Source organism: Nitratidesulfovibrio termitidis HI1 (genome assembly GCF_000504305.1).
In the GTDB taxonomy this organism is placed as follows: Bacteria; Desulfobacterota; Desulfovibrionia; order Desulfovibrionales; family Desulfovibrionaceae; genus Cupidesulfovibrio; species Cupidesulfovibrio termitidis.
This window is the reverse complement of the sequence record NZ_KI632512.1, coordinates 1,300,207-1,326,204: the sequence shown is the minus strand read 5'-3', so window position 1 is coordinate 1,326,204 and position 25,998 is coordinate 1,300,207. Positions and strand designations below refer to the sequence as shown.

Sequence of the window (25,998 nt, the reverse complement as noted above, 5' to 3'; positions counted from 1 at the left end):
ATTCTCCCGTACTGCTCGCAGGTTACAGGTCGTCGCCCGAGTAGGGGATTTCCCTGTCGGTCACATCACCCGGCGATGCCAGGACGACCTTGCCCGGCGTTATCGACTTCACCACGTATCCGGTATCCGCAACGGTTTCACCCACGCGGTATTCAAGCCCGTCCAGGATGGCCAGCACGCTGTTGCCGATGGCCACGTAGCCCGTATAGGCGATGTCGTGCGCGGCGGACTTGCCGTCCGGGTTGCCCGCATCCGTGCCGTCACCCTTGCCCGGCGCCGGGTGGAAGGGGTTTGGCGCGGCCTGGCGCACCGCCGCGTCCAGCACGTAGAGCTGGCTGGGGGTGATGACCGCTTCGGCCAGGGTCTTGCGGGCCTGTTCGACGATGGGGCCGGGGGCCTCGGCGCCGGGGGGCAGCAGCCCCGCCAGCGGCGAGGGAGCGGAAGAGGCGGAAGAGGAAGAGGCCGCGGATGCAGCGCCGCCATTGGCCGGTGCGGCCAGGCTGGATGAAAGGGCGCCAGGGGAGCTGGCCGCGGTTACGGGCCGCGAAGCGCCCGACGGCAGCAGCAGGATGACCGCCGCCGCAATGGCCGCAATGCCCGCCATGCCGATCAGAATCTGTTCCCTGCGGGTCATGCCGTCACCCACCGATGCGCGTTGCGTTGCCGTTCACCTTTACCCAGATGGACACCCTGTAGCCCGGCCACTGGGTGCCTGCCGTCACTTCCATGGATTCCACGCGGTCCAGCCACGGCTGCGCCGTGACCTGCATCAGAAAGGCGCGGAATGATTCCAGCGGGCCGTCCATGACGCCGTCCAGCCGCACCATGTTGCTGCCGCCCAGCACCGATTCCGCCAGCGGGACAAAGCGCACGCCCTTGAGCGAGGCGCGGTTGCCCATGTCCTGCAGGGTGCCGATGGCTTCCGCCAGGGCGGGCGGGTTGGGCGCGGCCAGGGCCGTGCGCCGGGACAGCGTGGCGTCGAAGCGGGCGGCGTCGGCCTTCATTTCGGCGATGACCGGGGCAAAGGCCTGCTGCATCTGCAGCATGGCGCGGATCTGCGCCGCTTCTTCGCGCACGCGGGCCGTCTCGCGCATGGCGGGCATGATGAGCAGCAGCGCCATGCCCACGATGGCCGCAACGGACAGCCCGGGGACGAGAAAGGGCGAGGTGTTCTTGGATGCTTGCATGGCTGTGCCCGTCACACCAGTTTGAGGGTGGCTACGAACTGCAGGGATTCGGTGGCGGCGCCCGTTTCGGGGGCCTTTTTCTCCACCGTCACCGAAAGCACCATGGGCGAACGTTCCAGCCGGTACAGGAAGTCGGCCAGCATGGCCTCTCGCTGGAGCATGTCGCCGGAAACCACCCCGGTGACCACGGCCATGGCTTCGGCGGCGGCATCGGTCTTGGCCTGCGGCTGCGCGGTCTTGCCTCTGGCGTCCTTGGCGCCGGGAACCTGGCCGTGGTCCAGCTGCGTCAGGCGCAGGCCTGAAAGCCGCACCCCCGACGGGGTGACGGCGGCCAGTTCCGACAGCAGGGCCACCGGCATCTGGCGGCGGCTCATGGACTGGACGGCCAGGCGCAGGGCCTTGCCCTTGGCCGAGGTGGCCAGCAGCCTGGCCTTGTCGGTGGTTTCACCGTAGGCGGTCAACTGCCGGCGCAGACCGTCGCGTTCGGTGCGGGCCGAAATCAGGGACGCCCCCTGAATGCTGGCGAAGACGGCGGTGCACAGCACCACCACCATGCTGCCCACGGCCACGGCCAGGCGGAGGCGTTCGCGCTGGCGGGCCTGCTTGCGCTCGCGAAAGGTGTTGACGCAGTTCTGGGTGCGCTCGTCGTCGGACAGTGAAAGGCCTACGGCCCACTGGGCCTCGGCGCAGTCCGGCGGCAGCTTGGCCAGGTCCAGTTCGGCCCCGGGCGTGGCCGGGCCGCGCTGGCTGTTCAGCGCCGCGCACGGAATGCCCACCTGCCGCCCGAGTTCGTCCACCAGGGGTTGCAGGCAGCCGCCGGGGGTGGAAAGGAACATGCGCGACACGGCGGGGTAGCCAAGGGTGTTGGCGAAGTGGTCCATGGTGCGCTCGAACTGCCGCACCAGGCGTTCCACGGCAGGGGCGATGCTGGCGCCGATGTCGGCCACCGGCGGGGCCACGATGGGCGCGGGTGCGGCAGGCGCGGCGGGCATCGGCACGGGCTGTCCCGTGGTGCCGTGCCCCGTGGCGCCGTGCCCGGACGTAGGGGGCAGAACGCAGGCGCTGTCACGCAGCAGCAGGGCGCGGGCTGCGGCATCGGAAAGGGGGGCGGCGGTACCGGCGGTGGATTCCACCAGGGCGCGGGCCAGGCTGGCGAAGCCGGTCTTGACCATGCGGCTCAGCACCACCTGGGACGAGGAATAGATGTCGATGCGGGTCGATTCCTCGTCGATGTGCAGCACCGCGAACTGTTCCGTTGCCGGGTCGAGCCAGCCGGTGGTGAACAGGTTGTGCGAGGCGATGACCCGCGTGGCCGCACCGGCAAGGGCGAAGCCCGCGCGCTGCACGATGTTGCGCACCTCGCCAAGGGAGGCGCGCATGGCCAGCGTTGCGGTGACGGGGAGCTTGGGCACGCCCTTTTCGATGATTTCGCTGCCGATGGTGCAGTCGAACACCGATTGCCGCTCGTCGAACTCGCGTTCCTTGCGGGCGGTCCAGAAGGCCACGTCGTCGCGTTCCTTGGCCGAAACCTTGGGAATGCGGAAGTGCCAGTGCTCGGCGTGTTCGTCGGGCAGGGCGGCCCAGACCTCAAGTTCCGGGGCGGGACCGCAGAAGTCCAGGATCTGCTGGCGCAGGAAGGAGGAAAAGGCGTCGTCGCCGGGCCGGATGCCCGCGGGAATGCGGATGGCCTGCACCCCCTGCAATACCGGCAGGCCCGTGCGGCCGTGACGGCTTTCCGCAAGGTACAGGCAGCGGCCCCGCCATTCCACGCCCAGCACGCGGCGTTCCTTCAGCGGGCGCAGCAGCGGGATGTTCCACTTGCCGGGGCCCGCCGGAATCGATGGGGCGGGCTCCCGCCCGGGAGCGGGGCGTGCCGCATCGCCCTTGCGGATGAGTTCGAGCAGTCGCCCGGTGGAGGACGCGTTGGCGTGCAGACCCATGGAACCACCATCCCGATTACGGTTTCGCGGGGGGCACGGGGCCACCCGTTGTTGTCGTGCCGTATCGCAAGGCCTGGGCATGCAGCACGGGCGCCCGCCGCCGTGGCGGTGAAGGCGTTCCGCAGGATGATGCCCGGCCGCTCGCCATGACCCGCCAATACCGACAATGGTAGCGGTGGGTTATGACGGTGAGGTGTCCGTCCGGTTCTGCTCGTGTGGATGTATGGAATGCGCCGGGTCGAAAGGCCCCCCCTGCGGCCCGGCGAATCCCCCCCTCTAAGCGGCTCTGGCCTTGCAGCGACAATGTGCTGCCGCGCAAGCGTGTTATAACTTTTCTAGAAAAAAGACCACTGCCATCACGCAACCGGCTGCAAAACACGGTCGGTTTGCCGTATGGCATTCCAGGTTGTGTTGCATGAGGGAAAGCCAACGGTATCGCCAGCATATCTGGCGAAAGAAAAAAAACAATCACCTGATACCGGAATTACGGGTGATATTTCGGGTGATTTTTCTGGGGAGTGGCGGCATGGGCGGGCTCACCCCATGGTGAAACGCGCCATGCGCGCTTGCGGAACCGATGCACGGGGTGAGGGGGCGGTTCGCAGCGTCATGTCCGCAACGGGCCGTCAGTCATGCGGGTTTGCGGTCATGCTGTCACGCGGAAGGGCGGGCCGGGTCGAACCGGGTGACCGCGCTGCGCAATTCCTGCTGGTTGGCCACGCCGAGCTGACGGTAAATGTTGCGCACATGCGTCTTGAGGGTGTTGTACGAGATGTTCAGCCTGTCGCAGATTTCCGGCCCGCTGTGCCGGTCTGCCAGCAACAGGGTGACCGCCACCTGCTGGCGGGTAAGGCCCATGCGGCGCAGCGAATCGGCCAGGCAGGCGGGGGGCGGGGCCGACGGATAGGTGCGCGGGGCCGCGCCCGGTGCGCCCGATGCGACCGATGCGCCCGGTGCGCCCGATGCGACCGATGCGCCCGATGCGCCCGGTGCGCCCGATGTGCCCGGTGCGCCTGATGTGCCCTGCGTTACGGATACGGTCGCCACGGTGGTGGCCTCCACGCCATGCAGGCCGAAGCTTTCGGGCATGGACAATTCCGCGCCGTCCGCACCGACCGGTGCGGGGGTACGCCAGGTACTGGCGGCCATCCGGTGCGACGGGGGCGAGGGGGCTGTCCGGGGCGCCGGGTCGATCTGGTCGATCTGGTCGGTCGGGTCGATCGGGGAGGTTGGCGCGGCATGTCCGATCGGTGCATCCTGCGCGGTGGCCGCGTCCTGGGCGATGGGGTTGGGCGCGGCGGTCGCGGACGGCGCAGCGTCCGTCGTCATGCGGGGGGGCATCTCCGGTGCCGGGTGCTCCCTGTTGCCGGACAGGTCCGAAAGGATGGTCCGCAGGGCGGCATCGTCGTCGCATTCGGCATCATCGATAGCGCAAACCGGCTCGTCAGCGTCGTTGTCGGGTACGTGTCCGGGCAGCCGCCAACCCATGTAGGTGGCCGGGTCGGGCCGTACCACCAGCATGATGGAAATGATGGCGCACACCGCCGCCAGCGAAAGCACCTGGATGTGGGCGATGTCCGGCGGCAACAGCAGCCCCAGCGCCATGGACAGCAGGCTGCCCGCCCACTGCGAGCCGAACAGCAGCGCCCAGTACAGGGCCACGATGCGGGCGCGGTTGCGTCCGGCATGCAGGCCCGCGCTGTGCAGCAGCGACGAATACATGAATACGTCCAGCAGGGCGCTGCCGGAAAGCTGGATGAACATGGGCACGCGGGGCATGCGCTGGCCCAGCAGCATCAGCGTGGCAAACCCCAGCCCCAGCAGCGGCAGGGCCAGGCGGAACAGGTGGCGCGGGGCCAGCGAAGGATAGATGCGCAGCAGGATGGCAGCACAGAGGGCCACCCCGCAGAACACCACGCTGGAGGCCATGACCGTGGCGTCGTTTTCCGGGGGCAGTTGCTCCAGCAACTGGTAGAACAGGCCGCACGCCGCGCTGGCCAGGAACAACGCCGCCAGCAGTGCGGCGGGCAGGGGGCGCAACGGGGCGGGCTCCCTGTCGTCGGTGGATTCCGGCAGGGTGATGTTGCCGAGCAGCAACCGGGAAAGCACGGGCAACCCCGCGCCCAGCACCAGCCAGGTGGTCGTGTCGTCAAGGCCGGAAAGGGACACGGCCAGCACCGATTCCGCAACGAAGGTGGCCATGGCGAAGCACAGTGCGGCGTCCAGGCCGGACAGGGCGGCCAGCCGCACGCCCCAGCCATGGAAGAGCAGGACGGCGCCCGCCACGGCCAAGGTGCCTGTAACCACCTCGATGGCCGTGCCGTGCAGGCCGATTCCCGGCGCCATACCCAAAAGCGGCAGCCACAGGGCCGCCAGCGCCGCGTCATGCACCCGCGAAAGGCGCACGGCATGCGGCAGCAGTGCCACGCAACGGGCGCACGCCAGCATGGTGGCGATGGCCATGGGCATCACCCATTCGCCGGAGCTTTCCGGCAGGGCCAGAGCCTGCGGAAGATGCGCGCGCAGCAGGCCCGCCCGCATGAGGTACCACACGCAGGCGATGGTAACTCCAAGCCCCACGCCACCGCGCAGCAACATGACGGCGGAACGCAATGGCTGGCGATCCGTTGGAAATGGCATGGCACTCCCCCCCAAAGGTTGCACCATCAGGAATGGAATATCCCTGCTGCATGCACGATTTTTTCGTTTGCAGCAACGAGGTTAGAGAAAATGTAACGGCATGCGGGCCCGCCTGGGGCGCGTATGGGGAATATATGGGGGGCAGTGGGGGGGGGAATGGGGGATGCTGGGTATGAAGGCGGATGGCGGGGCGGGCACGGGCAGGCTGGCGGGATTGGCCGGGGTGTGGAGCGAAAGGGCGGGAATGTGATGGCGGGGGCAGGGCCCAGAACGCAGAAAGGTCCCGGCGAATGCCGGGACCTTTACCGTCGATGGTGCCGAAGGGGAGAGTCGAACTCCCACGGGGGAACCCCCACTAGACCCTGAACCTAGCGTGTCTACCAATTCCACCACTTCGGCGCAGGAGGGTCTTCTAGCCAAACGCCGTGCGGTTGGCAAGCGTTTTTTTCAAAAACCTTGCGAATCCTGGGCGCATCGTCCTTCCTTGCCACGAATGCCGTTGCCGGGCGCGGAAAAATACTTGCGTGTCGGGTTGGGGCTAAGGCAAAGCGTCATGCCTGCCGATAGCACCGGAGCAGACATCGGACAGGAACGCAGCGCCGTTCCGTCCACCGGGGGGAGAGGAAACACGATGCCCAAGGCCAGGGAGGGCGGCGCCACGCCGTCTCCGAATCGACGGAAACAGCCGGACCAGGCGCATGCCGACGCGGCAGTGCCTGGAACGGACACGGGGCACCCCCATGTGCTTGTGTGCGACGGGCGTTCACCCGTGCGCGAGGCCCTGGCGGCGCAGGTGGTCCTGCTGCTGCCGGGGGCGCGGCTGCACGCCGGAAGCCCGAAGGATGCGCCAGAGGCGCTTGCCGCATCTGGCGCCACGGGCATGCCCGCGCCGCCTCCGCGCCTGGTGATGCAGCTTGCCGGGGCAGGCGCCGCCGTGCCTTCCGGCTGGGAGGACGCCCCGGTGGCGGTGGTGCGCCCCCGCGACGTGGACGGCGAGGAGGGTGCCCCGGCGGCTGTCCAGCCCCATGGCGCCGAAACTTCGGGCTCCGCCCTCGCATCCGGATATGTGGATCTTGCCGACGTGGCGCTGGCGCTGGCGCGGTGCGGCCAGTTGCGCCGGGTGGCCGAACCCGGCGTGCCGCCGGGACAGCGGCTTTCCGGGGAGGCCCTGGTCGCGGCCATGCCGGAGATGCTGCGTCCGCTGCTGCCCGGCGTGTGGCGTACGGCGCAGGCGCTCATCGGCCAGGCGGACGATGCGCTGGATGCGCAGGACATGACGTTGCTGGCCCGCGTGGCGCATACCGTGCGCGGCATGGCGGGCAACTACGCCATGCCGGAATGGGCCGCCTGCGCGGCGGCGCTGGAATGCGCCGCCCGGTCCTCCGACATTTCCGCCTCGGCCGACGCCCTGGCGTGGCTGCGGGCCGCCCTGTCAGCCCTGTCAGCCATCTTAGGCCTGCCTGCCCTGCCTGAATTGCCCGACATGCCGGGGCAATCAGGCCAGTCAGGTCAGTCAGGCCAGTCAGGCCAGTCAGGTCAGTCAGGCCACTCAGGCAAGTCGAGTTAGCAGGCCAGTCGGGACTGGCCGCTGGAGGCGCAACGCCCGATCCGCACGGCCTGTCCTCCTGACGAGCACGCAGGGGGCGCGCGTCGGGACTGGCCCTCTGCAACATTCTTTCCGCCGTAAACGCATCGACGGGCCGGACTCGCAATGGAGTCCGGCCCGTCGTTTTGCAACTATTCTGGGCTGGTCGGCCAGGCCGTGCCGTGGGCGGCGCGCCTTCGGGTTATGGCGTGACCGTCAGCCCGTGCTCGATGGCGAAGCTGACCAGTTCCGCCGTGCTGTCGGCGCCCAGCTTGCGCTTGAGGTTGGCCTTGTGCTTTTCCACGGTCTTGTGGCTGATGCACAGTTTGTCGGCAATCATCTTGTTGCCGTGGCCTTCGGCCACCAGCTTCAGCACCTGCTTTTCGCGGTCGCTCAACAGGTCCAGCAGCGATCCGCTTTCGCGGCGACCGTGGCGCAGAAAGTCTTCGATGAGCAGTTCGGATATTTCGGGGCTGATGTACCGGCGTCCGGAAAGCACCGTTTCCATGGCCTGCACCAGGATGTCGCTGGAAACGTTTTTCAGCACGTAGCCGTCGGCGCCCGCGCTGAGGGTGCGGTAGATCAGGCTGTCCTTCTTGTGGGCGGTCAGCGCCAGCACCTTGGTGCGCTCGCAGCGCCGCTTGATTTCGCGGATGGCCTCCGTGCCGTCCATGAGCGGCAACGTCAGGTCCATGAGCACTATATCCGGCATGTGCTTTTCAACGATTTTCAGGGCCTGGATGCCGTCCGGGGCTTCTCCCACGATGGTGAACGCGGGATATGCCCCGAGCAGGGCCTTCAGCCCCTCACGGACGATATCGAGGTCTTCGACGAGCACAACGGTTTTCGACATGTCGGCAGCCTTTGACTATGATGTGGCTGGTCTGAAAATAACACGGTACGTTATATGTGCCCCCGGTGGAATTGTAAACCTGCTTTCGTCGCAGTAGGGTTATTCCCCATTATAACGTAGGGTGGAGTGCACGAGAGGGAGTGCATGACAGTGCCACCGCAACGCGGGCGGCGATGATGCGGCACGCCTGCGCGCTGCTGTGCAGGCGCATGCGGCGCGGGCCGTCTGCATGGTGCGGTTGAGGGCGATGCGGAGGCGCGGGCTGCGTACTGCGGGGCGTTTCGTGCAGACATGGCGGGGCGAGGCCCGGCGGAATTGCAGCCGCCCGTCATTCCCCGGGGGCGTGCAGCCAGCAGCGTACGCCGTGCACCTGCGACGCGTCGTCACCGGCAATCCGCGGCGGCATGGCGAGCAGGGGCGGTTCCTGTTCCGCGCAACGGGCGAAGGCGTGCGGGCAGCGGTCGCGAAAGGTGCAGCCGGATGGCAGCGCCCACAGTGGCGGCACCGTGCCCGGAATGGCCGAAAGCCGTCCGGCGCGCGGGCCGGATACGGCTTGCGGCACCGAGCGCATCAGCCCCTGGGCATAGGGATGCAGCGGTCGTGCGAAAAAGTCGCCCACCGTCGCATGCTCCATGATCCGCCCGGCGTACATCACGGCCACCTGGTCGGCGGTTTCCGCCACCACACCCAGGTCGTGGGTGATCAGCAGCACGGATGCCCCCCTGCGGGCGGCAAGGTCGCGCATCAGGCGCAGTATCTGGCGCTGGATGGTCACGTCCAGCGCGGTGGTGGGCTCGTCGGCGATGAGCAGGCGCGGGTCGCAGGCCAGCGCCATGGCGATCATCACACGCTGGCGCATGCCGCCGCTCATCTGGTGCGGAAAGTCGCGGGCGCGCAGTTCCGGCGAGGGAATGCCCACCTGGCGCAGCAGGTCCACGGCGCGCGCGGCGGCATCGGATCGGGAAAGGCCCAGATGCAGCCGCAGCCCCTCGGCGATCTGCTCGCCCACCCGGAACACCGGGTTCAGCGAAGTCATGGGCTCCTGAAAGATCATCGAGATGCTGCGCCCGCGCACCCCGCGCATGTCCTGTTCCGGCAGGGTCAGCAATTCCTGCCCCTCCAGCCGCACCGAGCCGGAGGCGATGCGCCCCGGTTCGGGCACCAGGCGCAGCAGGGCCAGCGCGGTCATGCTCTTGCCGCAGCCCGATTCGCCCACCAGGCACAGGGTGTCCCCCGGCGCTATGGAAAAGGATATCCCCGCCACGGCGCGCAAGGGAGCGTTCGGGGCGCCGTTCGCGCCGGGCCGCCCCGGAAATTCCACGCTCAGGTCGCGCACGTCCAGCAGGTGTGCCGTCCGGGATGTTCCGTTGTCGTCGGTCATGTCTGGCCTGTAGCTGTTTCCGGGGGATGTCGCCAGTGCCGTGAAGGGGCATTGGTGCAAGGCCGTCGGCAGAGGGGTGTCCGCCACTATCTGCTGACCGCCTCGCGAGCCAGGGCCAGCAGGGCCTGATACACCGGCGCCAGGCTGGGAACCAGCAGATGCTCCTGGTCGGTGTGCTGGCTGGTTTCGCCTTCCGCGCCCCAGACCACCCCGGCCATGGAAAGATCGGTCAGGAACCGGGCGTCGCTGGCCCCGTGGGCGCAGCCGGTGGCCGTGCCGGGGGCGTGGCGCAGCAGCCTGTCCAGCCACGGGGTGTCGCCGGTGACGAACAGCGGCTCCATGCGGGTGACGTCCAGTTGCCCCTGCACGGCGGCGCGCATGGCGGCCACCAGTTGGTGGGGATCGTCGTGTTCCGTGTAGCGCACGTCCAGATGGGCCACGGCTTCGCCGGGCACCAGGTTTACTGCCGTGCCCGCGTGCAGCAGGCCCAGGTTCAGGGTGCGGTGCCAGTGGGCTTCCGCTTGCGGAGACGCCGCAGGGGAGGAGGGCGCGTCCGATGCCGCCAGTCCCGCCAGTTGCGGATACAGGCCCGGAAACAGCGGCTTCAGCGCCTCGTAGTCGCGCACCAGCGCGTCCACGGCGTTTTCGCCCAGCCAGGGCCGCGCGCCGTGGGCGCTTTTGCCCCGCGCCGTCAGCACCAGGTCGATGACGCCCTTTTCCTTGATGATGACCGAGCCCGGCGAGCCGCCGTCCAGGGCCACGCAAAAGTCGGCGTGGACGTGCGGCAGCACCCGGAACGCGCCATTGCGCCCGCCGGTTTCCTCGTCGCCGGTGATCACCAGCACCAGGGGCAGGGCGTCCGGGCCAAGGCCGCGCGCGGCAAGCTCGCGCAGGCAGCGGCGGCACAGCACCAGGGCCACGGCCACGGCATACTTGTCGTCGATGCTGCCGCGCCCGTGCAGCACGCCTGCCGCGGCGTCAAGGCGCGGGGTGAACATGGCGTCCGCGCCGTCCACCACGTCGAAGTGCACCAGCAGGGCCAGCGGCGCGGCGTGGGACGGGTTGCCCGCCAGCAGCGAGGGCACGCCCTCGTGCTCCATGCGGGTGCAGGGGATGCCGTTGTCGGCCAGCCAGGCGGCTATGATTTCCGCGCAACGGGCCACCTCGTCCGGGCGCGAGGCCGTGGAGCGGATGGCCATGAGTCGGGCGGTCAGCGCCACCATGTCGGCGATGTCCGAAGCGGTGGCCTCGTCCAGTCCGGACGGCAGGCAGGCGCGGGCCTGCTCCGCGAAATGGGCGAAGGTGTCCGTGGATCCGGTGGCCACAGACGTGACGGGCGTATGTGGCACGACGGCGTTGGGGGCTGCGGATTGCGGCATTGCGGCGAAGACTCCTGCTGAAGCTCTGTATATGGATGCGCTGGGCCACGCCGTTGTCCCTGCGAGGGCGGCGGGTTGCGGCGGGTTGCGGCGGACCGAGAGGCTACCGCAGCGGGCGGGGCGCGTCCAGCTTCTGCGCGCGGCCGGTCTGGGGCTGGTCGGGCCTGGACGGGCCGGGCTTGGTCTGGTCACGTCGGGTCGGAACGGGCCGGAGCGGGTCGGAAGGGGGCGGAGCGGGCCGGAGCGGGCCGGAGCGGGCAGGCGGTTTTTGTCGAGAAGGAACTTGACAATCATTTTCAGGAGGTGCAGAACCGGGGTGTCGGGCGTGCACGCCCGGCGTTGCGCCTGTTGTCCGCGTTCCGCGGGGCGCTTGTGGCGCGGGCAGACGGTCGGTGTTGGCTGGACCAAGGAGTCGTGTATGCCTTGTTGCAAGTTGAGTGATGTTCCCGCCGGATGCCGGGTTCGGGTGCGTCGTCTCTGCGACAAGCAGGGCGAGCGGGGCAGGCTGTGCGCGCTGGGCATTACGCCCGGCACGGAACTGGAAGTCTGCTCGCAGGGGGGCGCGTGCTGCGTCCGGGTGCGCGATGCCTCGCTGGTGCTGGGCGACACCCTGGCCTGCGACGTCTACTGCGAGCCGGTGCACTCCGGTCGGCAACTGCGCGATTGAGGGACCCTGGCGGCCCCTGGTGGCCCGTTGTGGCTGACGGCACCCGACAGATCCAGACAGGCCCAGACAGCTTCTGACCGGCTCCGTCCGTCCCCGCAGGACTCCGGCCAACCGTTTCGGAAGCCGACCGTGCGGATGCGTCCCCATGATTCCCGCGCATGGCGCGAGATGACGTGGAGGGCGTCCGGTCACGGTCATCGACAAGGAGAGAGACATGACTTGGGATACTCTCGTGGTCGTCGCCATCGTGCTGGCGGCGGCGGGGTATGTGGCGTGGCGGTACCTGTTCCGCAAGTCGGGCGGGTGCGGTTGCGGCTGCGACTGCTCTGGCAGTTCCGGCAGTTCCGCGAGTTCCGCCAGTTCCGCCAGTTCCGGTAGTTCCGGCGGCTCGGGCTGCTGCGGCGGCGGGGGGCACATCGCCTCCAAGCCCGGCGCATCCTGCGGTTGCGGCAAGTAGCACTGTGACAAGCTGGTGATGGCCGGCCCGAGGGCCGTGCCTTTTTTTAACGCCATTCAATGAGAAAGATTTTCAATTTCGCGGGGGCAGCCAGCCCGCGCACAGCGAGGAGGAGACACAAAGATGGGCAAAACCATTCCCCTGCGGCAACTGGCCGTGGGCCAGCGGGCGCGCATCGCCAAGGTTGACGCGCATGGCGAACTGGGGCGGCGCATCCGTGACATGGGGCTGATCCCCGGTGCGGAAGTGGAAGTCATGGGCCGTGCGCCCCTGATGGATCCGGTGGCCCTGCGCCTGAAGGGGTTCACCCTTTCGTTGCGCAACAACGAGGCCGACTTCATCGCCGTCGAGATCGACGCCAAGCCCCGTCCGCAGGAGTAGCCATGTCCGCCAACGTTATCGTCGCCCTTGCGGGCAACCCCAACTCCGGCAAGACCACCGCGTTCAACGAGTACACCGGTTCGCGCCAGCACGTGGGCAACTACCCCGGCATCACGGTGGAAAAGAAGGAAGGCATCGCCCGCGTGGACGGGCGCGAAGTGCGCGTGGTGGACCTGCCCGGCACCTATTCGCTTACCGCCTACACCCAGGAAGAAGTGGTGGCCCGCCGCGTGCTGGTGGAAGACCGCCCCGACGTGGTCATCGACGTCATCAACGCGGGTGCGCTGGAGCGCAACCTGTACCTGGCCGTGCAGCTGATGGAACTGGGCATTCCCGTGGCCCTCGGCCTGAACATGATCGACGAGGCCCGCAAGCAGGGGCTGCGCATCGACGCCGCGCGCCTGTCGCAGCTGCTGGACCTGCCCGTGGTGGAAACCGTGGCCCGCACCGGTGAAGGCCTGAAGGGCCTGATGTCCGCCGCCGTCGCCCATGGCGACGCCAGGCGCGGCACCCCCTGGAAGCCGCTGGAAATCTCCTACGGTCCGGACCTTGACCCGGTGCTGGCCCGCATGGTCGAGCGCATCGAGGCGGCCCGGTTCCTTACCGAAAAGTATCCCGCCCGCTGGGTGGCCCTGAAGTATCTGGAAAGCGACGAGGACATCCGCGCCCTGGGCCGCGCCGCCGGTCCGCTGGCGGCAGAGCTGGAAGCCATGGCAGCCGAGGTGGCCCGCCATCTGGAAGCCACCCTGAACAGCTACCCTGAAGCCGTCATCGCCGACTACCGCTACGGGTACATTTCCGGCGTGCTGCGCCAGGGCGTGCTGACCCGCCACGACGAGCTTTCGCAGCGCCTGGCCGCCTCGGACCGCATGGACCGCGTGCTCACCCACCGCCTGCTCGGCCCGGTGATCATGCTGGCCGTGCTGTACGGCATTTATGAAATCACCTTTGCCATCGGCGAATACCCCATGGGCTGGGTGGAAGCCTTCTTTGGCTGGATGAACGAGGCGGCATCCGCCGCGTTGCCCGACGGCCTGCTGAAGTCGCTGGTGGTTTCGGGCATCATCGACGGCGTGGGCGGGGTCATGGGCTTCGTGCCGCTGATCATGCTGATGTTCATGATGATCGCCTTCCTTGAAGACTCCGGCTACATGGCCCGCGTGGCCTACATGCTGGACCGGGTGTTCCGCCTGTTCGGCCTGCATGGCTGCTCGGTGATGCCCTACATCGTGTCCGGCGGCATCGCGGGCGGCTGCGCCGTGCCCGGCGTCATGGCCGCGCGCACCCTGCGCAGCCCGCGCGAACGGCTGGCCACCATCCTGACCGCGCCGTTCATGACCTGCGGCGCCAAGCTGCCGGTGTTCATCCTGTTCGTGGGCGTGTTCTTTGCCGAGCAGGAAGCCCAGGCCATGTTCGCCCTTACCCTGCTGGGCTGGGGCATGGCGCTCATCGTGGCGCGCCTGCTGCGCTCCACGGTGATCAAGGGCGAATCCACCCCCTTCGTCATGGAACTGCCCCCGTACCGCCTGCCCACCCTGCGCGGCATCCTCATCCACACCTGGGAGCGCACCTGGCAGTACATCAAGAAGGCCGGTACCGTCATTCTGGCCATCTCCATCCTGCTGTGGGCGGCCATGACCTTCCCGCAGCTGCCCGAGGACCGCACCGCCGCGTTCGAGGCGCAGCGCGCCGCCGTCACCGCCCAGAAGGAAGCGGCGGAAACCCCCGGTGAAAACGTGGCCGGGGCGGAAACTGCCGAACAGGGCAGCGGACAGGCCGTGGCCGAAGCCCCTGCCGATCCCGCAACCGCCGAAGACGGCGAGGCCGCCGCCGAAGGCGAGGAAACCGATCCGTTCGAGGCGCAGCTTGCGGTCATCGACGCCGAGGAAGCCGCCGCCGGGCTGGAATACTCCATCGCGGGCCGCGTGGGCTTCGCGCTGGAGTCGGTGACGGCCCCGGCCGGGTTCGACTGGCGCACCAACATCGCCCTGGTGGGCGGCTTCGCGGCCAAGGAAGTCATCGTCTCCACCCTGGGCACGGCCTATTCGCTGGGCGAGGTGGATGCCGAGGACGCCGGGTCGCTGGCCGAACGCATCAAGGCCGACCCGCACTGGACTCCCGCCGCTGCCGCCGCGCTGATGGTCTTCGTGCTGCTGTACGCCCCCTGCTTCGTCACCGTGGTGGCCATCAAGCAGGAATCGGGCTCGTGGCGCTGGGCCATCTTCAGCACCGTGTTCAGCACCATCCTGGCCTTCGGCCTGTCAGTGGCCGTCTACCAGATCGGCACCGCCATGCTGGCCGGGGGCTAACCCCGCCGGGCTGGGCCCGCGCGGCATCAGCGCGACATCAGCGCGACATCAGCGCAACATGCGCAACCACTACGGGGCGTCCTTCGGGACGCCCCGTCTGCGTTGGGGGCGCGCCACCGCATGGCCGGCTGGAGGATGCCTGCCGACAGCATGGTGTCCTCCTCCCGCCATCCGGCTCGTGTCCGTCACACATCCGCTTGCGCGCGGGTTTCGTGCCGTTTACATTGGTCCCTGTTTGCCATGCACGGCGTGCCGGGGGGCGTGCCGCATCTGTCGCATCTTGCCGGATATTGCCGCATGGAGCGTTGAAGGCGGGGCGAATTCGCCGTGACGGGCCGAAAGGCCATTCGAGGGGGGGGAGACTGACGCCATGCGGCCTGGCCGTACCATAAAGGCGCAACTTCGGTTCTACTCGCTGTTGCTCATCCTGCTGCCGCTGGCACTGTCGCTGGCGGCGTTCTACGGCGTGCTGCGTACCGAAGGGCTGCGCAAGGCCCAGGGCGAGATGCAGGCGGAACTGCGCCACCACCGCTTCGACGTGGAACGCTGGCTGGGTTACCGCCTGGCCGACGTGGTGCACGTGTCGCGCACCGACGCGGTGCGTACCGTGAATCTGCCCGCCATGAGGCGGGATTTTCATGCCTTCCTGGACGCCCACGGCGACTTCCGCTCCCTGGTCTACGTGGATGCCGCCGGGCGCACCGTGCTTGACTTCGACATGCCCGAAGGCGGCGTGGACCTTTCCGACCGCGAATACTTCCTACGGGCGCGGCAGGGGCAGCCGTTCATTTCGCGCGTGCTGACGGGGCGCACCTCGGGCAAGGCCATCGTGATTTTTTCAGCCCCGGTGCTGAATCCGCAGGGCGACTTTGCCGGGCTGGTCTTCGGCGTGGTGCGCATCGACGCGCTGCTCGACATGGTCAGCAGCCTGCGGCGCACCCCGGTGGACCCGTCCTTTCTGGTGGACGCCGCCACCGGCGTGCCCCTGCTGGCCCCGGAAGGCACGCAGCCCATCCCGTTGCCCGCGCTTGATGCGCCCGCCGACGGCCCGGCCATCTACCGCAACCGCGACGGTGACGCGGTGCTGGGGACGGGACTGCCGCTCAAGAACGGCGAATGGCTGCTGGTGCAGGAGCGCGCCGTGTCCGACGTGCTGGGCGACATGCACCGCCTGCTGCTGCTCCTGCTGGCGGTGTCCGGCCTGACCATTGCCGCGCTTACCCCCTTTCTGCTGCGCCTCGCGGGGCGGGTCACCGGGCCCATCGAGCGCATTTCGGCCATGTCCGAGCGGATCATGGCCGGGGAATACGGCAATGCCTGCCCCGGCCTCGATGCCTCGGGCATGCCGCCGGAACTGGAGCGGTTGTACCGCAACTTCTGCCGCATGGCCGAGCGCATCGGCACCCATGTGGGCGAACTGGAGCGCCTGTCCGGCACCGACGAACTGACCGGGCTGGCCAACCGCCGCCTGCTGGCCGACGCGGGGGCGCGCATCGTCAGCATCTGCCGCCGGGCCGGGCAGCCGTGCGCCTGCCTGATGCTGGACCTGGACCACTTCAAGCGCATCAACGACGTGCACGGCCACGCCACCGGAGACGAAGTGCTGCGCAAGCTGTCCTCCGCCATAATGGGCACGGTGCGCTCGTCCGATTTTGCGGTGCGCATGGGCGGCGAGGAATTCGCCATCATCGCGCCCAATACCGACGCCCCGCACGCCATGGCCCTGGCCGAGCGCCTGCGCCGCAACGTGGAGCGCATCGACCTGCACCAGGCGGGCGTGCCCGTGCCCGTGGCCATCAGCGTGGGTGTGGCGGGCATGGCCGTCTCGCCGCGTTTCGGCAACGGGCCGTTGGAGGATTTGCTGGCCAGGGCCGACCACGCGCTGTACCGGGCCAAACAGGCGGGCCGCAACCGGGTGGTGCTGTGGGACGATGTCGAGCGCGCCGTGGGAGAGGAGTGGGGCAGGCCCGACGATGGAGAGCAACCGCAGGGGGCAGCCCGGCTGCGCGGACCGCTGAGCGGTTCCTGACGGCGGCGGGGCTGCGGGCTTCCGGATGCGAAAACGGCGCCCCCCGTGAGGGAGGCGCCGTTGGCGTATCGGTGGCCGGGCAGCGGTGTGGCTGTCCTGCTGCGGGTGGCCGGTCTTATCGGCAGTTGGCCGAAACGGGCCGGAATCCGCCTAGCAGATTTCCACGAGCTCGATGTCGAAGGTCAGGTCTTCGCCAGCCAGGGGATGGTTGGCGTCGAGGGTGACGTGCTCTTCGGTGACGTCGGTGACGGTGACATCAAGTTCGCCGTCGTCGGTCATGAGCTGCAGCATCAGGCCCACTTCGGGTTCGATGTGCGGGGGCACCTGGTCGCGGGGCACGGTGATGATCATTTCTTCCACGTGGTCGCCGTAAGCTTCGGCGGCGGGAATGGTGATCTTCACCGACTGGCCCTTGCCAAGGCCCAGCACGGCCTTTTCGAAGCCGGGGATGAGCATGCCTTCACCCAGGGTGAATTCCAGGGGTTCGCGGTCGCGCGAGGAATCGAATTCGGTGCCGTCGTCCAGCGTGCCGGTGTAGTGAACGCGGACGGTATCGCCGTTCTTGAGTGCCATGTTGGGGCTCCTTGGGGGAGAATCTGTGGTGGGTATCCGCCGGTCGAAATGAATGGGGCGGCAACAGCCGCGGCGACCGGGCGGACCCGTGGACCATCGCCCGCCCCGTAGGGAATGTCAAAGATTATTCCTGGCGCGGGGATGGGCGCGCGGGGCGTGCCGCGTAGCTGGCATTGCCGGGGGGACCGGTCGGGGATTCGCGCGGACTGGCGGGGCATGGAGCATCCTGTCGCCGGTTATGTCCCGGTCGCCGGTCACGTCCCGGTCGCCAATTACGTCCCGGTCACCGGTTACGTTCTTGCCCGGGGCGTATCCCACCCGGCGCACAGCCGCGCGGCGGCCCGGCAGAGCACCTCGGCGCCCACGGGCAGGCACGATTCGTCCGGGGCAAAGGCCGGGTTGTGCACCGGGGCCACGCCCGGGCCGCCGCAGCCGACAAAGAAGAAGCACCCCGGTACCCGTTGCAGGAACATGGAAAAGTCCTCGCCGCCCATGGTGGGCGCCGGTTCCATCACCCTGTCCGCGCCCACGGCGTCCAGCGCGGCCCGACGCACCACGTCCGCAGCGCGCGGGTCGTTGATCACCGCCGGATGGCACCACTGGAAATCCAGCCGATGCGTGGCCCCCATGGCCGCGCACACGCCGCCCGCCACCTGGTTGATGCGCTGCTCCCACAGGTTGCGCACCTCGGGCGCAAAGGCCCGCACCGTGCCCGCCATGCGCGCCTCGCCGGGAATGACGTTGTACGCCGTGCCCGCGTGCAGTTCGCCGATGGTCAGGATGACCGGCTCCAGCGGGCTGGTCATGCGGCTGACCACCCGCTGCAGCGCGCCCACCACCTGGGTGGCGGTTTCCAGCGCGTCAACGCACAGGTGCGGGTTGGCGGCATGGCCACCCTTGCCCAGCACGGTCAGCTCGAAGCGGTCCATGGCTGCCATGAGCGGGCCGGGCTTGACCCCCACGAAACCGGCGGGAATCTCCGGCCAGACGTGCGCGCCAAGACATACGTCCACCTTGGGATCGTCCAGCACGCCTGCCTCGATCATGGGCGCGGCCCCGCCGGGGCCTTCTTCCGCAGGCTGGAACAGGAACAGGATGCGCCCGCGCAGCGCGCCGGGGTTCTGCTCCGCCAGACCGGCAAGCACCCGCGCCGCGCCCAGCAACATGGCCATGTGCATGTCGTGCCCGCAGGCGTGCATGCAGCCGGGGTGCTCGGAAGCATAGGGGAGCCCGGTGGCCTCGGTGATGGGCAGGGCGTCCATGTCGGCGCGCAGCATCACCGTGGGGCCGGGCCGCCCGGAACCGAGCAGGGCGGTAACCCCGGTGCCCGCAATGCCGGTGCGCACCGGCAGGCCCAGCGCGGCCAGTTCCTCCGCCACCAGGGCGGCGGTGCGCACCTCGTTGAAGCCGATCTCGGGGATGCGGTGCAGGCGGCGGCGCAGGTCGACGATGTGCGGTGCGGCCGCGCGGACGCGGTCGGAAAGGGATTCCATGGGCTCTCCTGCCGTGTCCCGGCCTGTCTGCGGCGGGGCGCGGCGATGTACGTGCGATGGGTACGGGCACGGCGCGGGCACGGCGCGCTTTGGGCCCGGGAGCATATGTTCGCCGGACCGACGGTGGCGGCGTTTCCGCTGGCCTCCGGACCCTTGATTTCGTGCTTCGGACGTTGACAAATCGCGGACGCGGCGTTAGTAGTACCAATAAGTACCACGCATGAGTCTTTCCCGCCGCGCACGGGACCCGGTGGCGTCACGGCCAGCAACTGGCCAGGGCGCACGGAGCGGGGCGGAGAAACATCGTCGGATGCCGGGACGGCACCTCGGCCAGTGTAGCGCAAGGTGGCGTTATCGTCAGCCCCGTCCTTTGCCATCCCGTCAGCCCCTCCGGTTTCCGGTCGTCCGACACTCATGCACCGGTACCCCGCCGCCCGGCGGGCTTTTGGAAGGAAGCGCATGGAACTCATTCAGGCTTTGCGCAAGTTCGGCTTCACCCAGCAGGAATCGTTGATGTACCTCACCCTGCTGCGGCACGCGGGCCAGAATCCCCATAGTCCCCATGGTCCCATGACCGGGTACGAGGCGGCCAAGGCCGCCGGAATTTCGCGCTCCAACGCCTACGCGGCGTTGTCGAGCCTGGTGGAAAAGGGCGGGGCCGTGGTGGCCAGCGGCGATACCAGCCGGTACATGGCCGTCCCGCGCGAGGAACTGTTGCTGAACCTGCGGCGCGATGCCGAAGGCACGCTGGCATTCCTCGAATCGCACCTGCCGGACACCGAACCGGACGAGACGCCCTATCTGACCGTGGCGGGCCTGCGCAACACCGAGGACAAGATCCGCAACATGCTGCACCTGGCGCGGCTGCGGGTGTACGCATCCATGCACGCGGACAATGTGGCGCTGTTCCGGCGCGAGTTTGACGACTGCGTGGCGCGGGGGCTGAAGGTGGTGCTGCTGTCCAATGCCGATCCGGGCATTGCCGGGGCCACCTTTCTGAAGAACCAGGCAGGCACCGGGCACGTGAAGCTCATTGCCGACACCAGCGAGGTCATTGCCGGCCTGCTGGAACCGGGCGTAAGCGGGCGCTGCCTGTATTCGCGCAACGAGCACCTAGTGTACCTGATGCGCGAGGCCATACTTCACGAAATGGAACTGATCCGTATCCGCGCAGCCATGCCGGGCACCATGCCGGGCATCATGCCTGCCGCCGGGGCGGACCCCCTTTCGGACAATTGACGCACCACCGGACGCACGCCGCGCGCAACGCGGCCCGCGCCGGAAACACGACGGAGACCTTCATGCCCAACGTTCGTTCCACGTACACCGATGCGGTCGGCTTCTTCGGCCGGACCACGCCCGAAGAACTGGTGGCCGCCTACGGCAGCCCCCTGTATGTCTACAGCGAGGCCCTGCTGCGCGCACGCTGCCGCGACATGAAGGGGCTGTCGTCGCATCCCGGCTTTTTCGTGAACTATTCGGCCAAGGCCAACACCAACCTGTCCCTGCTGCGCATCGTGCGCGAGGAAGGGCTGGTGGTGGACGCCATGTCGCCCGGCGAAATCCACGTCAACAAGGCCGCCGGGTTCACCCCGGACCAGATCCTGTACGTGTGCAACAACGTGTCCGAGGCGGAACTTGCCAACGCCGTGTCGCACGGGCTTCTGGTGAGCGTGGATTCGCTGTCGCAGCTCGATACCCTGGGCAGGGTGAACCGGGGCGGCAAGGTGATGGTGCGCTTCAACCCGGGCATCGGCGCGGGGCACCACCAGAAGGTGGTCACGGCGGGCAAGGCCACCAAGTTCGGCGTGGACCCCTCAGACGCCTCGCTGGCCGAACTGCGGGCCATTCTGGCCAAGCACGACATGACCCTGGCGGGCATCAACCAGCACATCGGCTCGCTGTTCCTGGAACCGGACGGGTACGTGGCGGCGGCGGAATTCCTGCTGTCCGTGGCGGAAAAATTCGACACCGTGGAAGTCATCGACTTCGGCGGCGGCTTCGGCATTCCCTACCGCAAGTACGAAGACCAGCCCCGGCTGGACCTGGCCGCCACGGCGGAACGTTTTCACGCGCTCATTTCCGGCTGGTCGGAACGCACCGGCTACAAGGGCCGCTTCTACATCGAGCCAGGCCGCTACGTGGTGGCCGAATGCGGGCTGCTGCTGGGCGCCGTGCACGCCACCAAGAACAACGGCCCCACCCGCTACGTGGGCACCGACCTTGGCTTCAACGTGCTGGCCCGCCCGGTGATGTACGACGCGCACCACGACATCGAGGTGTACCGCGCGGGCGGCAGCCCGGACGCGGCCCTGTACCCCCAGACCGTGGTGGGCAACATCTGCGAGAGCGGCGACATCATGGCCAAGGAACGGCAGTTGCCCGCCATTCAGGAAGGCGACATCCTGGGCGTGCTGGATGCCGGGGCCTATGGCTACGCCATGAGTTCCACGTACAACCAGCGGTTGCGCCCCGCCGAGGTGCTGATCGGCCTTGACGGCCAGCCCCGGTTGATTCGCCGCCGGGAAGAGCTTTCGGATCTGATGGCCCTTTTCCCCGATGCGTAGCCCGGATGGCCTTTTCGCCCGTTGGCTGACCGACCAGAAGGGCGCGGAGCGTGCCCGTTAGGCGAGCTTGCGAGCCTTACGGGCATCGTGCGCAACGCGGTCAAACTTCACCTGCCATAGCTCTGCTGTCCTTATCCGTAAGGTTCGCTTCGCTCACCTAACGGCTAAGGCTCGGTCGAATACGAGAAGAGTACGCGTTGCGGTCCTCATCCGTAATGCTCGAAGACTCGCATAACGGCTGAGGCACTCCCTCATGGCAGGCTCGTTTTCCTTGCCAACGAACGAAAATCTTCATCCGGCCTTTCACCCCAGTAGGGTGTGCAAGGAAATGTAGCAGAGGGGAGTTAGCTAATTACCACCCCGTCCAGTACGTCGAGCATGCGCCGCAAGGGCGCAAAGGCGGCGTCGGGCGGATGCAGCAGATTTTCGATGGGCGGCACCATGCCGCTCACCGGAAAACCGGACAGCATGGCTACCGCCTCCATGTTGTCCTGCACAAGGTCCGGGGATGCGGAACGTTCCTTGGTGTGAACGAAAACGATCCCTGCCGGTTCCATCCCTCTCCGGACCAGCGCCTCCACCGAGAGGAGCGTGTGGTTCACGGTGCCCAGTCCCGCCCGAGCCACCAGCACGGGACGGGCGTCGGCGGCCCGGATGCAGTCGATGCACAGGGCCTCCGGCGTGAACGGCACCATCAGGCCGCCCGCGCCTTCGAGGACCAGAGAGGCGTGTTCACTGCGCAGACATGCCAGACTGCGCACCAGGTCTTCCGTCTCCACGCCGCGCATTTCGTCCCGCGCGGCGTGGAGCGGAGCCTTAGGCGCCGCAAAACACCACCCCACCGCTTCCGCCGGGTCGCGCCCGGCCAGTTCAGGAACGTGCCGGTACACGAAGGCCGCATCGCTGTCCGTGTCGTACGGGGTCTTGCACCCGGTCTGCATGGGCTTGGCGTAGAAGGGCCGCTCTCCCCGCGCAAACAGTTCGCGCAGCAGCAGCATCGAAACCACCGTCTTGCCCACACCCGTGTCCGTGCCCACTACGAACAGGGCGCGGGAGGCGGGGATGTTCATTGCGTTCATGATTGTTCTCCAGGCGTGCTGCCAGCGGTGTTCGCCTCCGAATCGGGGGCAGCGGGGTCCGGTGCAGCGCCCCGCTTCCCTTCCTCTTCTTCCTTCCACGCACGGGCGAGCAGGTCCACGCAGCGGGCTACGTCGTCCACCCGATGCAGGGCGGTAAGCCCCAGACGCAACATCGCTGCGCCACGCCCCACGGTGGGATGGCGCGCCGCCAGGGCCAGCACGCCGGGGCCGTCGTCCTCCGGAGTGCGCAGCCTTGCCGCAAGGCGGGTGCAGCGTTCCTCGTCGCCCACGTCCACGCAGACCACATGTGCGCCCTCGCGTACGGGCACCCCTTCATCACGCAATCCGGTGCGCAGGGCCGCGCCCAGTGCGGCAAGGTGGTGGCGGCGGTCATCCAGTCGGGGCAGCAGGTCCAGCAGGGCCAGGCAGCAGGCGGCGTGCGCCTCCGGCAGGGCGGTGGAGTGGATCAGTGGCGAGGCCAGGTTTTCCAGCGCGTTCCGGGTGCCGCGCGGCAGCAGCAGGAACGCCCCGAACAGCCCCAGCGCCTTGCCCAGCGTGCCCACGGCCACGTCGGCCACGCCGTGCGCCCGCCCGCGCCCGCCCGTGCCCAGGGCGCCGAAGGCGTGCGCCTCGTCCACGACGACAAAGGCCCCGTGCTCGCGGGCCACGACGCTCAGGCGCGCCATGTCCGGCAGGGTACCGTCCATGCTGTACAACGATTCGGCCAGGATCACGGGCTGGGGCGCGCAGGCCGTCCCGCAGGCGGGAGGGCCGTCGTTGCCGCCCCTGCCATTGTCGCTGTTGTGCCGCCACGCGGCCAGACGGCGCGACAGGTCGCCCATGTCCGCATGGCGGTGGGTATGCAGGCGCGCCCCGGTGGGGGGCAGGGCGTGGGCCATGCTGGCGTGCACCCGGCGGTCCAGGAACACGGCATCGCCATGGCCCAGCAAGCCCCATAACAGGGCCAGGTTGGCCTGATACCCGCTGGGCAGGAACAGGCATTCGGCATAGCCGAAGTAGTCGGCCCAGGCGGCCTCGGCTTCCGCCGCCAGGGCGGTGTGCCCGGCGGCAAGGCGCGAGGCCGTGCCCGAGGGCGCATGCCGCGCGAAGCAGTCGGCCACCGTGGCCCGCCACGCCTCGTCGGCGGCAAGGCCGAGGTAATCGTTGCCCGCGAAATGGAGCAGCGGACGGCCCTGCACGTGCACCAGCGCCGGGGATGGCGACTGCCCTGCGCTGGTGCGGTGAGTGGAACCGGGCGTGGCCGCGCGCGCCGGGGCGGGCAGTCCGTCCAGTTGCAGTGCGCTGCGGCCAAGCCCTGCGGCGTGCAGTTCCTCAACGCGCAGTGCCAGACGTGCGGCCAGCAGGCCGGAAGGGGCCGGATGCGGCGCGGCGGCGGGCGTAGCGCCAGACAGGTCAGTGCCAGACGGTTCAGGGCCGGTCAGGCGGGCGTCGGTCAGGCGGGCGTCGGTCAGGCGGGCGTCGGTCAGGCGGTTCTGGTCAGCCATGCAAATATCTCTCGATAACGGGCGGTGAGTGTGTCGCCGTTGAAGCGGGTGTCGTAGGCCGTGCGGCCTATGGTCAGGGTGGCGGCCATGCACGGGGGCGCAGGCGCGGAGTCCGCGCCGGATGAGGACGGCAGGGGAGTGATGGCGGTCGCGTAGGTGGCCGCGCGGTCGCTTTGGGCCAGCAGGCAGGCCCCAATGTGCAGGATGCCGTGCAGTGTACCGCCAGGTGTGTGGTCCGATGTGTCATTTGGCATGCCGTGGGGCACGTCGGCTGCCGGTGGGCGGTTCGGCCAGGTGCATTCCTCCACCGTCAGCAGGAAGGCGTGCAAGGCAAAGTCGGCGGTCCAGCGGGCGTGCAGCGCGGCCAGTTGGGCCATGGCCTCCAGTCCCTGCCACGCGGGGGCTGCGATGAAGGCGCAGAGGGCCGTGGCCCCGGTTTCGTCACAGCTGTCCACCCGGTCCAGCAGCAGGAAGCGGGCGGGGGGTTCCTTCGGAAGGGCGAGGCGGAAAAGGGTCACAGCCGCACCACCAGTGCGGCGTTCTGCCCGCCAAAGCCGAAATTGAGCAGCAGGCCGATGGAGCCGCCGTGGTGGCCCGCCGCGTGCTGGTTGTTGCCGGAAGTGGGCAGGGGACGCGATTGACGCACGAAATCCAGTCGCGCGCTTTCCGGCGTGGTCAGGTTGCGCACCGGCGGCAGAAAGCCGTCCGCCGCGCAGGCCAGCAGCACCGCCAGTTCCACCGCGCCGCAGGCCGAGGCGCAGTGCCCGGTCCACGACTTCACGGCGGTGACGGCGGGCGTGTGCCCCGCGTCGGCGAACACCCGTTCCAGCAGGCGGATTTCCGCCGCGTCGTTGAGGGCGGTGCCGGTGCCGTGGGCTGCGACCCAGTGCACGTCAGCGGGCGTCAGGCCAGCCTCGGCCAGCGCACCGCGCACGGCGGCTTCGGCCCGGCGGGCGTCGGGTTCCGGTGCGGTCAGGGCATGGCCGTCCAGCGTGGCGCCCATGCCCAGCACTTCGGCCAGCGGGGTGGCTCCGCGTGCCCGTGCCGTATCCAGCGGTTCCAGCATGAAGGCCGCGCCCCCCTCGCCGGGGACGAAGCCGCGCCGGGTGATGTCGAAGGGGCGGCAGGCTGCATGCGGGGCGTCGGCGTCGGCGGGGTCCAGATCGCGCTGGATGGCCCCGGCGCGGGCGTAGCCCAGCAGTCCCCCCTCCGACAGGCGCGAATCGCCGCCCACGGCCAGCGCCGCCGGGGCAAGACCCCAGCGCACCCGCCGGGCGGCCTCGCCCACGGCCTGCAACGAGGCGGCGCAGGCCGTGCCCAGCACCAGCCCTTCGCCCCGGACGCCGCAACGCATGGCCACGGCGGAGGCGGCGGTGTTGGGCAGCCAGCGCAGCATCCACAGGGCGTCCAGGTCGGGATGTTCCAGATCGGAGAGTTTCGGGCCGGATGTTGCGGTGTTACCAACTGAACGCGGTGCGCATGCGGCGGGAAAGTCTGCCCCCACGTCCATGTTGGGACCACTGGCGGCCACCAGTGCGGTGTCGTCCGGAAGGCAGGGCGGGAGATGCGCGCCGCCGTCGCCCGTTGCCGTGTCGATGTTGCCCGTTACCCCCGTTTCTCCGGTTCCGTCGTCACAGGCGTACCCGGCCTGCCGGGTGGCGACCAGGGCGGCGGCAAGGGCCAGTTGCCCTCCGCGCGAAAGATAGCGGCGGTGCCGCCAGCGTCCGGTGGCCGCTGCGGCGTCGAAGTCCGGCACCGGGGTGCAGGCCGTACCGGGCAGGGCCGTGGCATGGCGGAACGGACTGTGCCCCTCGCGGATGGCGTTTGCCATGTCCTGCGGGGTGTGCCCCAGTGGGGTGAATGCGCCCGCGCCGGTGATGACCACGCGGCGGGGAGGAAAGGGAATTGGATCAAGTGGGTACATGGGAGAACCGGGAGATGAACAAATGAGGATTTTCGTTCGTTGGCAAGTG

General features: G+C 68.7%; 21 protein-coding genes and 1 tRNA gene. 8 read left to right on the top strand and 14 right to left on the bottom strand.

Annotated elements, in window-relative coordinates:
* Positions 1–22 precede the first annotated feature (22 nt).
* The 5 genes from DESTE_RS05455 to DESTE_RS05435 all read right to left on the bottom strand — a co-directional run bounded on the left by DESTE_RS05455 (position 23) and on the right by DESTE_RS05435 (position 6,166).
* Entirely contained in the window at positions 23–634 is a 612-nt protein-coding gene (locus DESTE_RS05455; protein ID WP_035065838.1) for a hypothetical protein, read from the bottom strand.
* A gap of 4 nt (positions 635–638) precedes the next feature.
* A complete protein-coding gene (locus tag DESTE_RS05450) occupies positions 639–1,187 on the bottom strand; it encodes a hypothetical protein (RefSeq protein ID WP_035065835.1) in 549 nt (182 codons plus the stop codon).
* 11 nt (positions 1,188–1,198) lie between these two features.
* Positions 1,199–3,127, bottom strand: coding sequence for a hypothetical protein (locus tag DESTE_RS05445; RefSeq protein WP_035065834.1), 1,929 nt, complete (start codon positions 3,125–3,127; stop codon positions 1,199–1,201).
* A gap of 654 nt (positions 3,128–3,781) precedes the next feature.
* On the bottom strand, positions 3,782–5,767 hold the full coding sequence (locus tag DESTE_RS05440; RefSeq protein ID WP_035065833.1) for a helix-turn-helix transcriptional regulator: 1,986 nt from the start codon (positions 5,765–5,767) through the stop codon (positions 3,782–3,784).
* Positions 5,768–6,079: 312 nt separating this feature from the next.
* A tRNA-Leu gene (locus DESTE_RS05435) sits at positions 6,080–6,166 on the bottom strand.
* A 232-nt stretch (positions 6,167–6,398) separates the two neighbouring features.
* Between DESTE_RS05435 and DESTE_RS05430 the strand changes: the two genes are divergently transcribed.
* Positions 6,399–7,334, top strand: coding sequence for an Hpt domain-containing protein (locus DESTE_RS05430; RefSeq protein ID WP_156925275.1), 936 nt, complete (start codon positions 6,399–6,401; stop codon positions 7,332–7,334).
* 220 nt (positions 7,335–7,554) lie between these two features.
* On the opposite strand, the gene DESTE_RS05425 is transcribed toward DESTE_RS05430, so the two are convergent.
* The 3 genes from DESTE_RS05425 to DESTE_RS05415 form a co-directional block, all read right to left on the bottom strand.
* Positions 7,555–8,205, bottom strand: coding sequence for a response regulator (locus DESTE_RS05425; protein WP_035065830.1), 651 nt, complete (start codon positions 8,203–8,205; stop codon positions 7,555–7,557).
* A 328-nt stretch (positions 8,206–8,533) separates the two neighbouring features.
* Complete coding sequence (locus tag DESTE_RS05420) at positions 8,534–9,586, bottom strand: ABC transporter ATP-binding protein (RefSeq protein ID WP_051384330.1); 1,053 nt, start codon at positions 9,584–9,586, stop codon at positions 8,534–8,536.
* A gap of 86 nt (positions 9,587–9,672) precedes the next feature.
* Positions 9,673–10,965 (bottom strand): M20 family metallopeptidase, encoded by a 1,293-nt coding sequence (locus DESTE_RS05415; protein ID WP_245590738.1) that lies wholly within the window; start codon positions 10,963–10,965, stop codon positions 9,673–9,675.
* 418 nt (positions 10,966–11,383) lie between these two features.
* Here DESTE_RS05415 and DESTE_RS05410 point away from each other — a divergent pair, with 418 nt between their 5' ends.
* From DESTE_RS05410 to DESTE_RS05390, 5 genes are all read left to right on the top strand, one after another.
* Entirely contained in the window at positions 11,384–11,632 is a 249-nt protein-coding gene (locus DESTE_RS05410) for a FeoA family protein (RefSeq protein ID WP_035065829.1), read from the top strand.
* Positions 11,633–11,846: 214 nt separating this feature from the next.
* Entirely contained in the window at positions 11,847–12,089 is a 243-nt protein-coding gene (locus tag DESTE_RS05405; protein WP_035065828.1) for a FeoB-associated Cys-rich membrane protein, read from the top strand.
* A gap of 123 nt (positions 12,090–12,212) precedes the next feature.
* Entirely contained in the window at positions 12,213–12,470 is a 258-nt protein-coding gene (locus tag DESTE_RS05400; protein ID WP_035065827.1) for a FeoA family protein, read from the top strand.
* A 2-nt stretch (positions 12,471–12,472) separates the two neighbouring features.
* The gene (feoB, locus tag DESTE_RS05395; RefSeq protein WP_035065824.1) at positions 12,473–14,779 is read left to right on the top strand and encodes a ferrous iron transport protein B; all 2,307 of its coding nucleotides are present in this window, start codon (positions 12,473–12,475) and stop codon (positions 14,777–14,779) included.
* A 370-nt stretch (positions 14,780–15,149) separates the two neighbouring features.
* Entirely contained in the window at positions 15,150–16,808 is a 1,659-nt protein-coding gene (locus tag DESTE_RS05390) for a diguanylate cyclase (protein WP_035065821.1), read from the top strand.
* A 150-nt stretch (positions 16,809–16,958) separates the two neighbouring features.
* On the opposite strand, the gene DESTE_RS05385 is transcribed toward DESTE_RS05390, so the two are convergent.
* Both DESTE_RS05385 and DESTE_RS05380 read right to left on the bottom strand, forming a co-directional pair.
* Positions 16,959–17,381, bottom strand: coding sequence for an FKBP-type peptidyl-prolyl cis-trans isomerase (locus tag DESTE_RS05385; protein WP_035065819.1), 423 nt, complete (start codon positions 17,379–17,381; stop codon positions 16,959–16,961).
* Positions 17,382–17,671: 290 nt separating this feature from the next.
* Entirely contained in the window at positions 17,672–18,874 is a 1,203-nt protein-coding gene (locus DESTE_RS05380; RefSeq protein WP_035065816.1) for a M20 metallopeptidase family protein, read from the bottom strand.
* Between the two features lie 459 nt (positions 18,875–19,333).
* Between DESTE_RS05380 and DESTE_RS05375 the strand changes: the two genes are divergently transcribed.
* Together DESTE_RS05375 and lysA are read left to right on the top strand one after the other, a co-directional pair.
* On the top strand, positions 19,334–20,113 hold the full coding sequence (locus DESTE_RS05375) for a TrmB family transcriptional regulator (protein WP_035065815.1): 780 nt from the start codon (positions 19,334–19,336) through the stop codon (positions 20,111–20,113).
* Between the two features lie 62 nt (positions 20,114–20,175).
* Complete coding sequence (gene lysA, locus DESTE_RS05370; protein WP_035065812.1) at positions 20,176–21,441, top strand: diaminopimelate decarboxylase; 1,266 nt, start codon at positions 20,176–20,178, stop codon at positions 21,439–21,441.
* A gap of 344 nt (positions 21,442–21,785) precedes the next feature.
* Here lysA and bioD read toward each other — a convergent pair whose 3' ends face one another.
* From bioD to DESTE_RS05350, 4 genes are read right to left on the bottom strand one after another with little or no spacing between them, the layout of a single operon-like run.
* The gene (gene bioD, locus DESTE_RS05365) at positions 21,786–22,520 is read right to left on the bottom strand and encodes a dethiobiotin synthase (protein ID WP_051384329.1); all 735 of its coding nucleotides are present in this window, start codon (positions 22,518–22,520) and stop codon (positions 21,786–21,788) included.
* Positions 22,517–24,025 carry an aminotransferase class I/II-fold pyridoxal phosphate-dependent enzyme gene (locus tag DESTE_RS05360; protein WP_245590737.1) on the bottom strand — a complete coding sequence of 503 codons (1,509 nt, stop codon included), beginning with the start codon at positions 24,023–24,025 and terminating at the stop codon, positions 22,517–22,519. The genes bioD and DESTE_RS05360 overlap by 4 nt, the downstream gene beginning before the upstream one ends.
* A complete protein-coding gene (locus DESTE_RS05355) occupies positions 24,004–24,543 on the bottom strand; it encodes a hotdog family protein (RefSeq protein WP_035065810.1) in 540 nt (179 codons plus the stop codon). The genes DESTE_RS05360 and DESTE_RS05355 overlap by 22 nt, the downstream gene beginning before the upstream one ends.
* Positions 24,540–25,949: a beta-ketoacyl-[acyl-carrier-protein] synthase family protein gene (locus DESTE_RS05350; protein ID WP_051384328.1), complete on the bottom strand. Its 1,410-nt coding sequence runs from the start codon at positions 25,947–25,949 to the stop codon at positions 24,540–24,542. Before DESTE_RS05350 ends, DESTE_RS05355 begins: the two co-directional genes overlap by 4 nt.
* Positions 25,950–25,998: the final 49 nt, after the last annotated feature.

What these genes read in the sequence shown, in the direction of transcription:
- DESTE_RS05410 (WP_035065829.1), top strand. Translation starts at nt 11,384, where the DNA reads ATGCCTTGTTGCAAGTTGAGTGATGTTCCCGCCGGATGCCGGGTTCGG.
- DESTE_RS05375 (WP_035065815.1), top strand. Translation starts at nt 19,334, where the DNA reads ATGGAACTCATTCAGGCTTTGCGCAAGTTCGGCTTCACCCAGCAGGAA.
- DESTE_RS05380 (WP_035065816.1), bottom strand. Translation starts at nt 18,874, where the DNA reads ATGGAATCCCTTTCCGACCGCGTCCGCGCGGCCGCACCGCACATCGTC.
- DESTE_RS05390 (WP_035065821.1), top strand. Translation starts at nt 15,150, where the DNA reads ATGCGGCCTGGCCGTACCATAAAGGCGCAACTTCGGTTCTACTCGCTG.
- DESTE_RS05445 (WP_035065834.1), bottom strand. Translation starts at nt 3,127, where the DNA reads ATGGGTCTGCACGCCAACGCGTCCTCCACCGGGCGACTGCTCGAACTC.
- bioD (WP_051384329.1), bottom strand. Translation starts at nt 22,520, where the DNA reads ATGAACGCAATGAACATCCCCGCCTCCCGCGCCCTGTTCGTAGTGGGC.
- DESTE_RS05420 (WP_051384330.1), bottom strand. Translation starts at nt 9,586, where the DNA reads ATGACCGACGACAACGGAACATCCCGGACGGCACACCTGCTGGACGTG.
- DESTE_RS05350 (WP_051384328.1), bottom strand. Translation starts at nt 25,949, where the DNA reads ATGTACCCACTTGATCCAATTCCCTTTCCTCCCCGCCGCGTGGTCATC.
- DESTE_RS05450 (WP_035065835.1), bottom strand. Translation starts at nt 1,187, where the DNA reads ATGCAAGCATCCAAGAACACCTCGCCCTTTCTCGTCCCCGGGCTGTCC.
- DESTE_RS05405 (WP_035065828.1), top strand. Translation starts at nt 11,847, where the DNA reads ATGACTTGGGATACTCTCGTGGTCGTCGCCATCGTGCTGGCGGCGGCG.
- lysA (WP_035065812.1), top strand. Translation starts at nt 20,176, where the DNA reads ATGCCCAACGTTCGTTCCACGTACACCGATGCGGTCGGCTTCTTCGGC.
- DESTE_RS05440 (WP_035065833.1), bottom strand. Translation starts at nt 5,767, where the DNA reads ATGCCATTTCCAACGGATCGCCAGCCATTGCGTTCCGCCGTCATGTTG.
- DESTE_RS05415 (WP_245590738.1), bottom strand. Translation starts at nt 10,965, where the DNA reads ATGCCGCAATCCGCAGCCCCCAACGCCGTCGTGCCACATACGCCCGTC.
- feoB (WP_035065824.1), top strand. Translation starts at nt 12,473, where the DNA reads ATGTCCGCCAACGTTATCGTCGCCCTTGCGGGCAACCCCAACTCCGGC.
- DESTE_RS05455 (WP_035065838.1), bottom strand. Translation starts at nt 634, where the DNA reads ATGACCCGCAGGGAACAGATTCTGATCGGCATGGCGGGCATTGCGGCC.
- DESTE_RS05400 (WP_035065827.1), top strand. Translation starts at nt 12,213, where the DNA reads ATGGGCAAAACCATTCCCCTGCGGCAACTGGCCGTGGGCCAGCGGGCG.
- DESTE_RS05385 (WP_035065819.1), bottom strand. Translation starts at nt 17,381, where the DNA reads ATGGCACTCAAGAACGGCGATACCGTCCGCGTTCACTACACCGGCACG.
- DESTE_RS05360 (WP_245590737.1), bottom strand. Translation starts at nt 24,025, where the DNA reads ATGGCTGACCAGAACCGCCTGACCGACGCCCGCCTGACCGACGCCCGC.
- DESTE_RS05425 (WP_035065830.1), bottom strand. Translation starts at nt 8,205, where the DNA reads ATGTCGAAAACCGTTGTGCTCGTCGAAGACCTCGATATCGTCCGTGAG.
- DESTE_RS05430 (WP_156925275.1), top strand. Translation starts at nt 6,399, where the DNA reads ATGCCCAAGGCCAGGGAGGGCGGCGCCACGCCGTCTCCGAATCGACGG.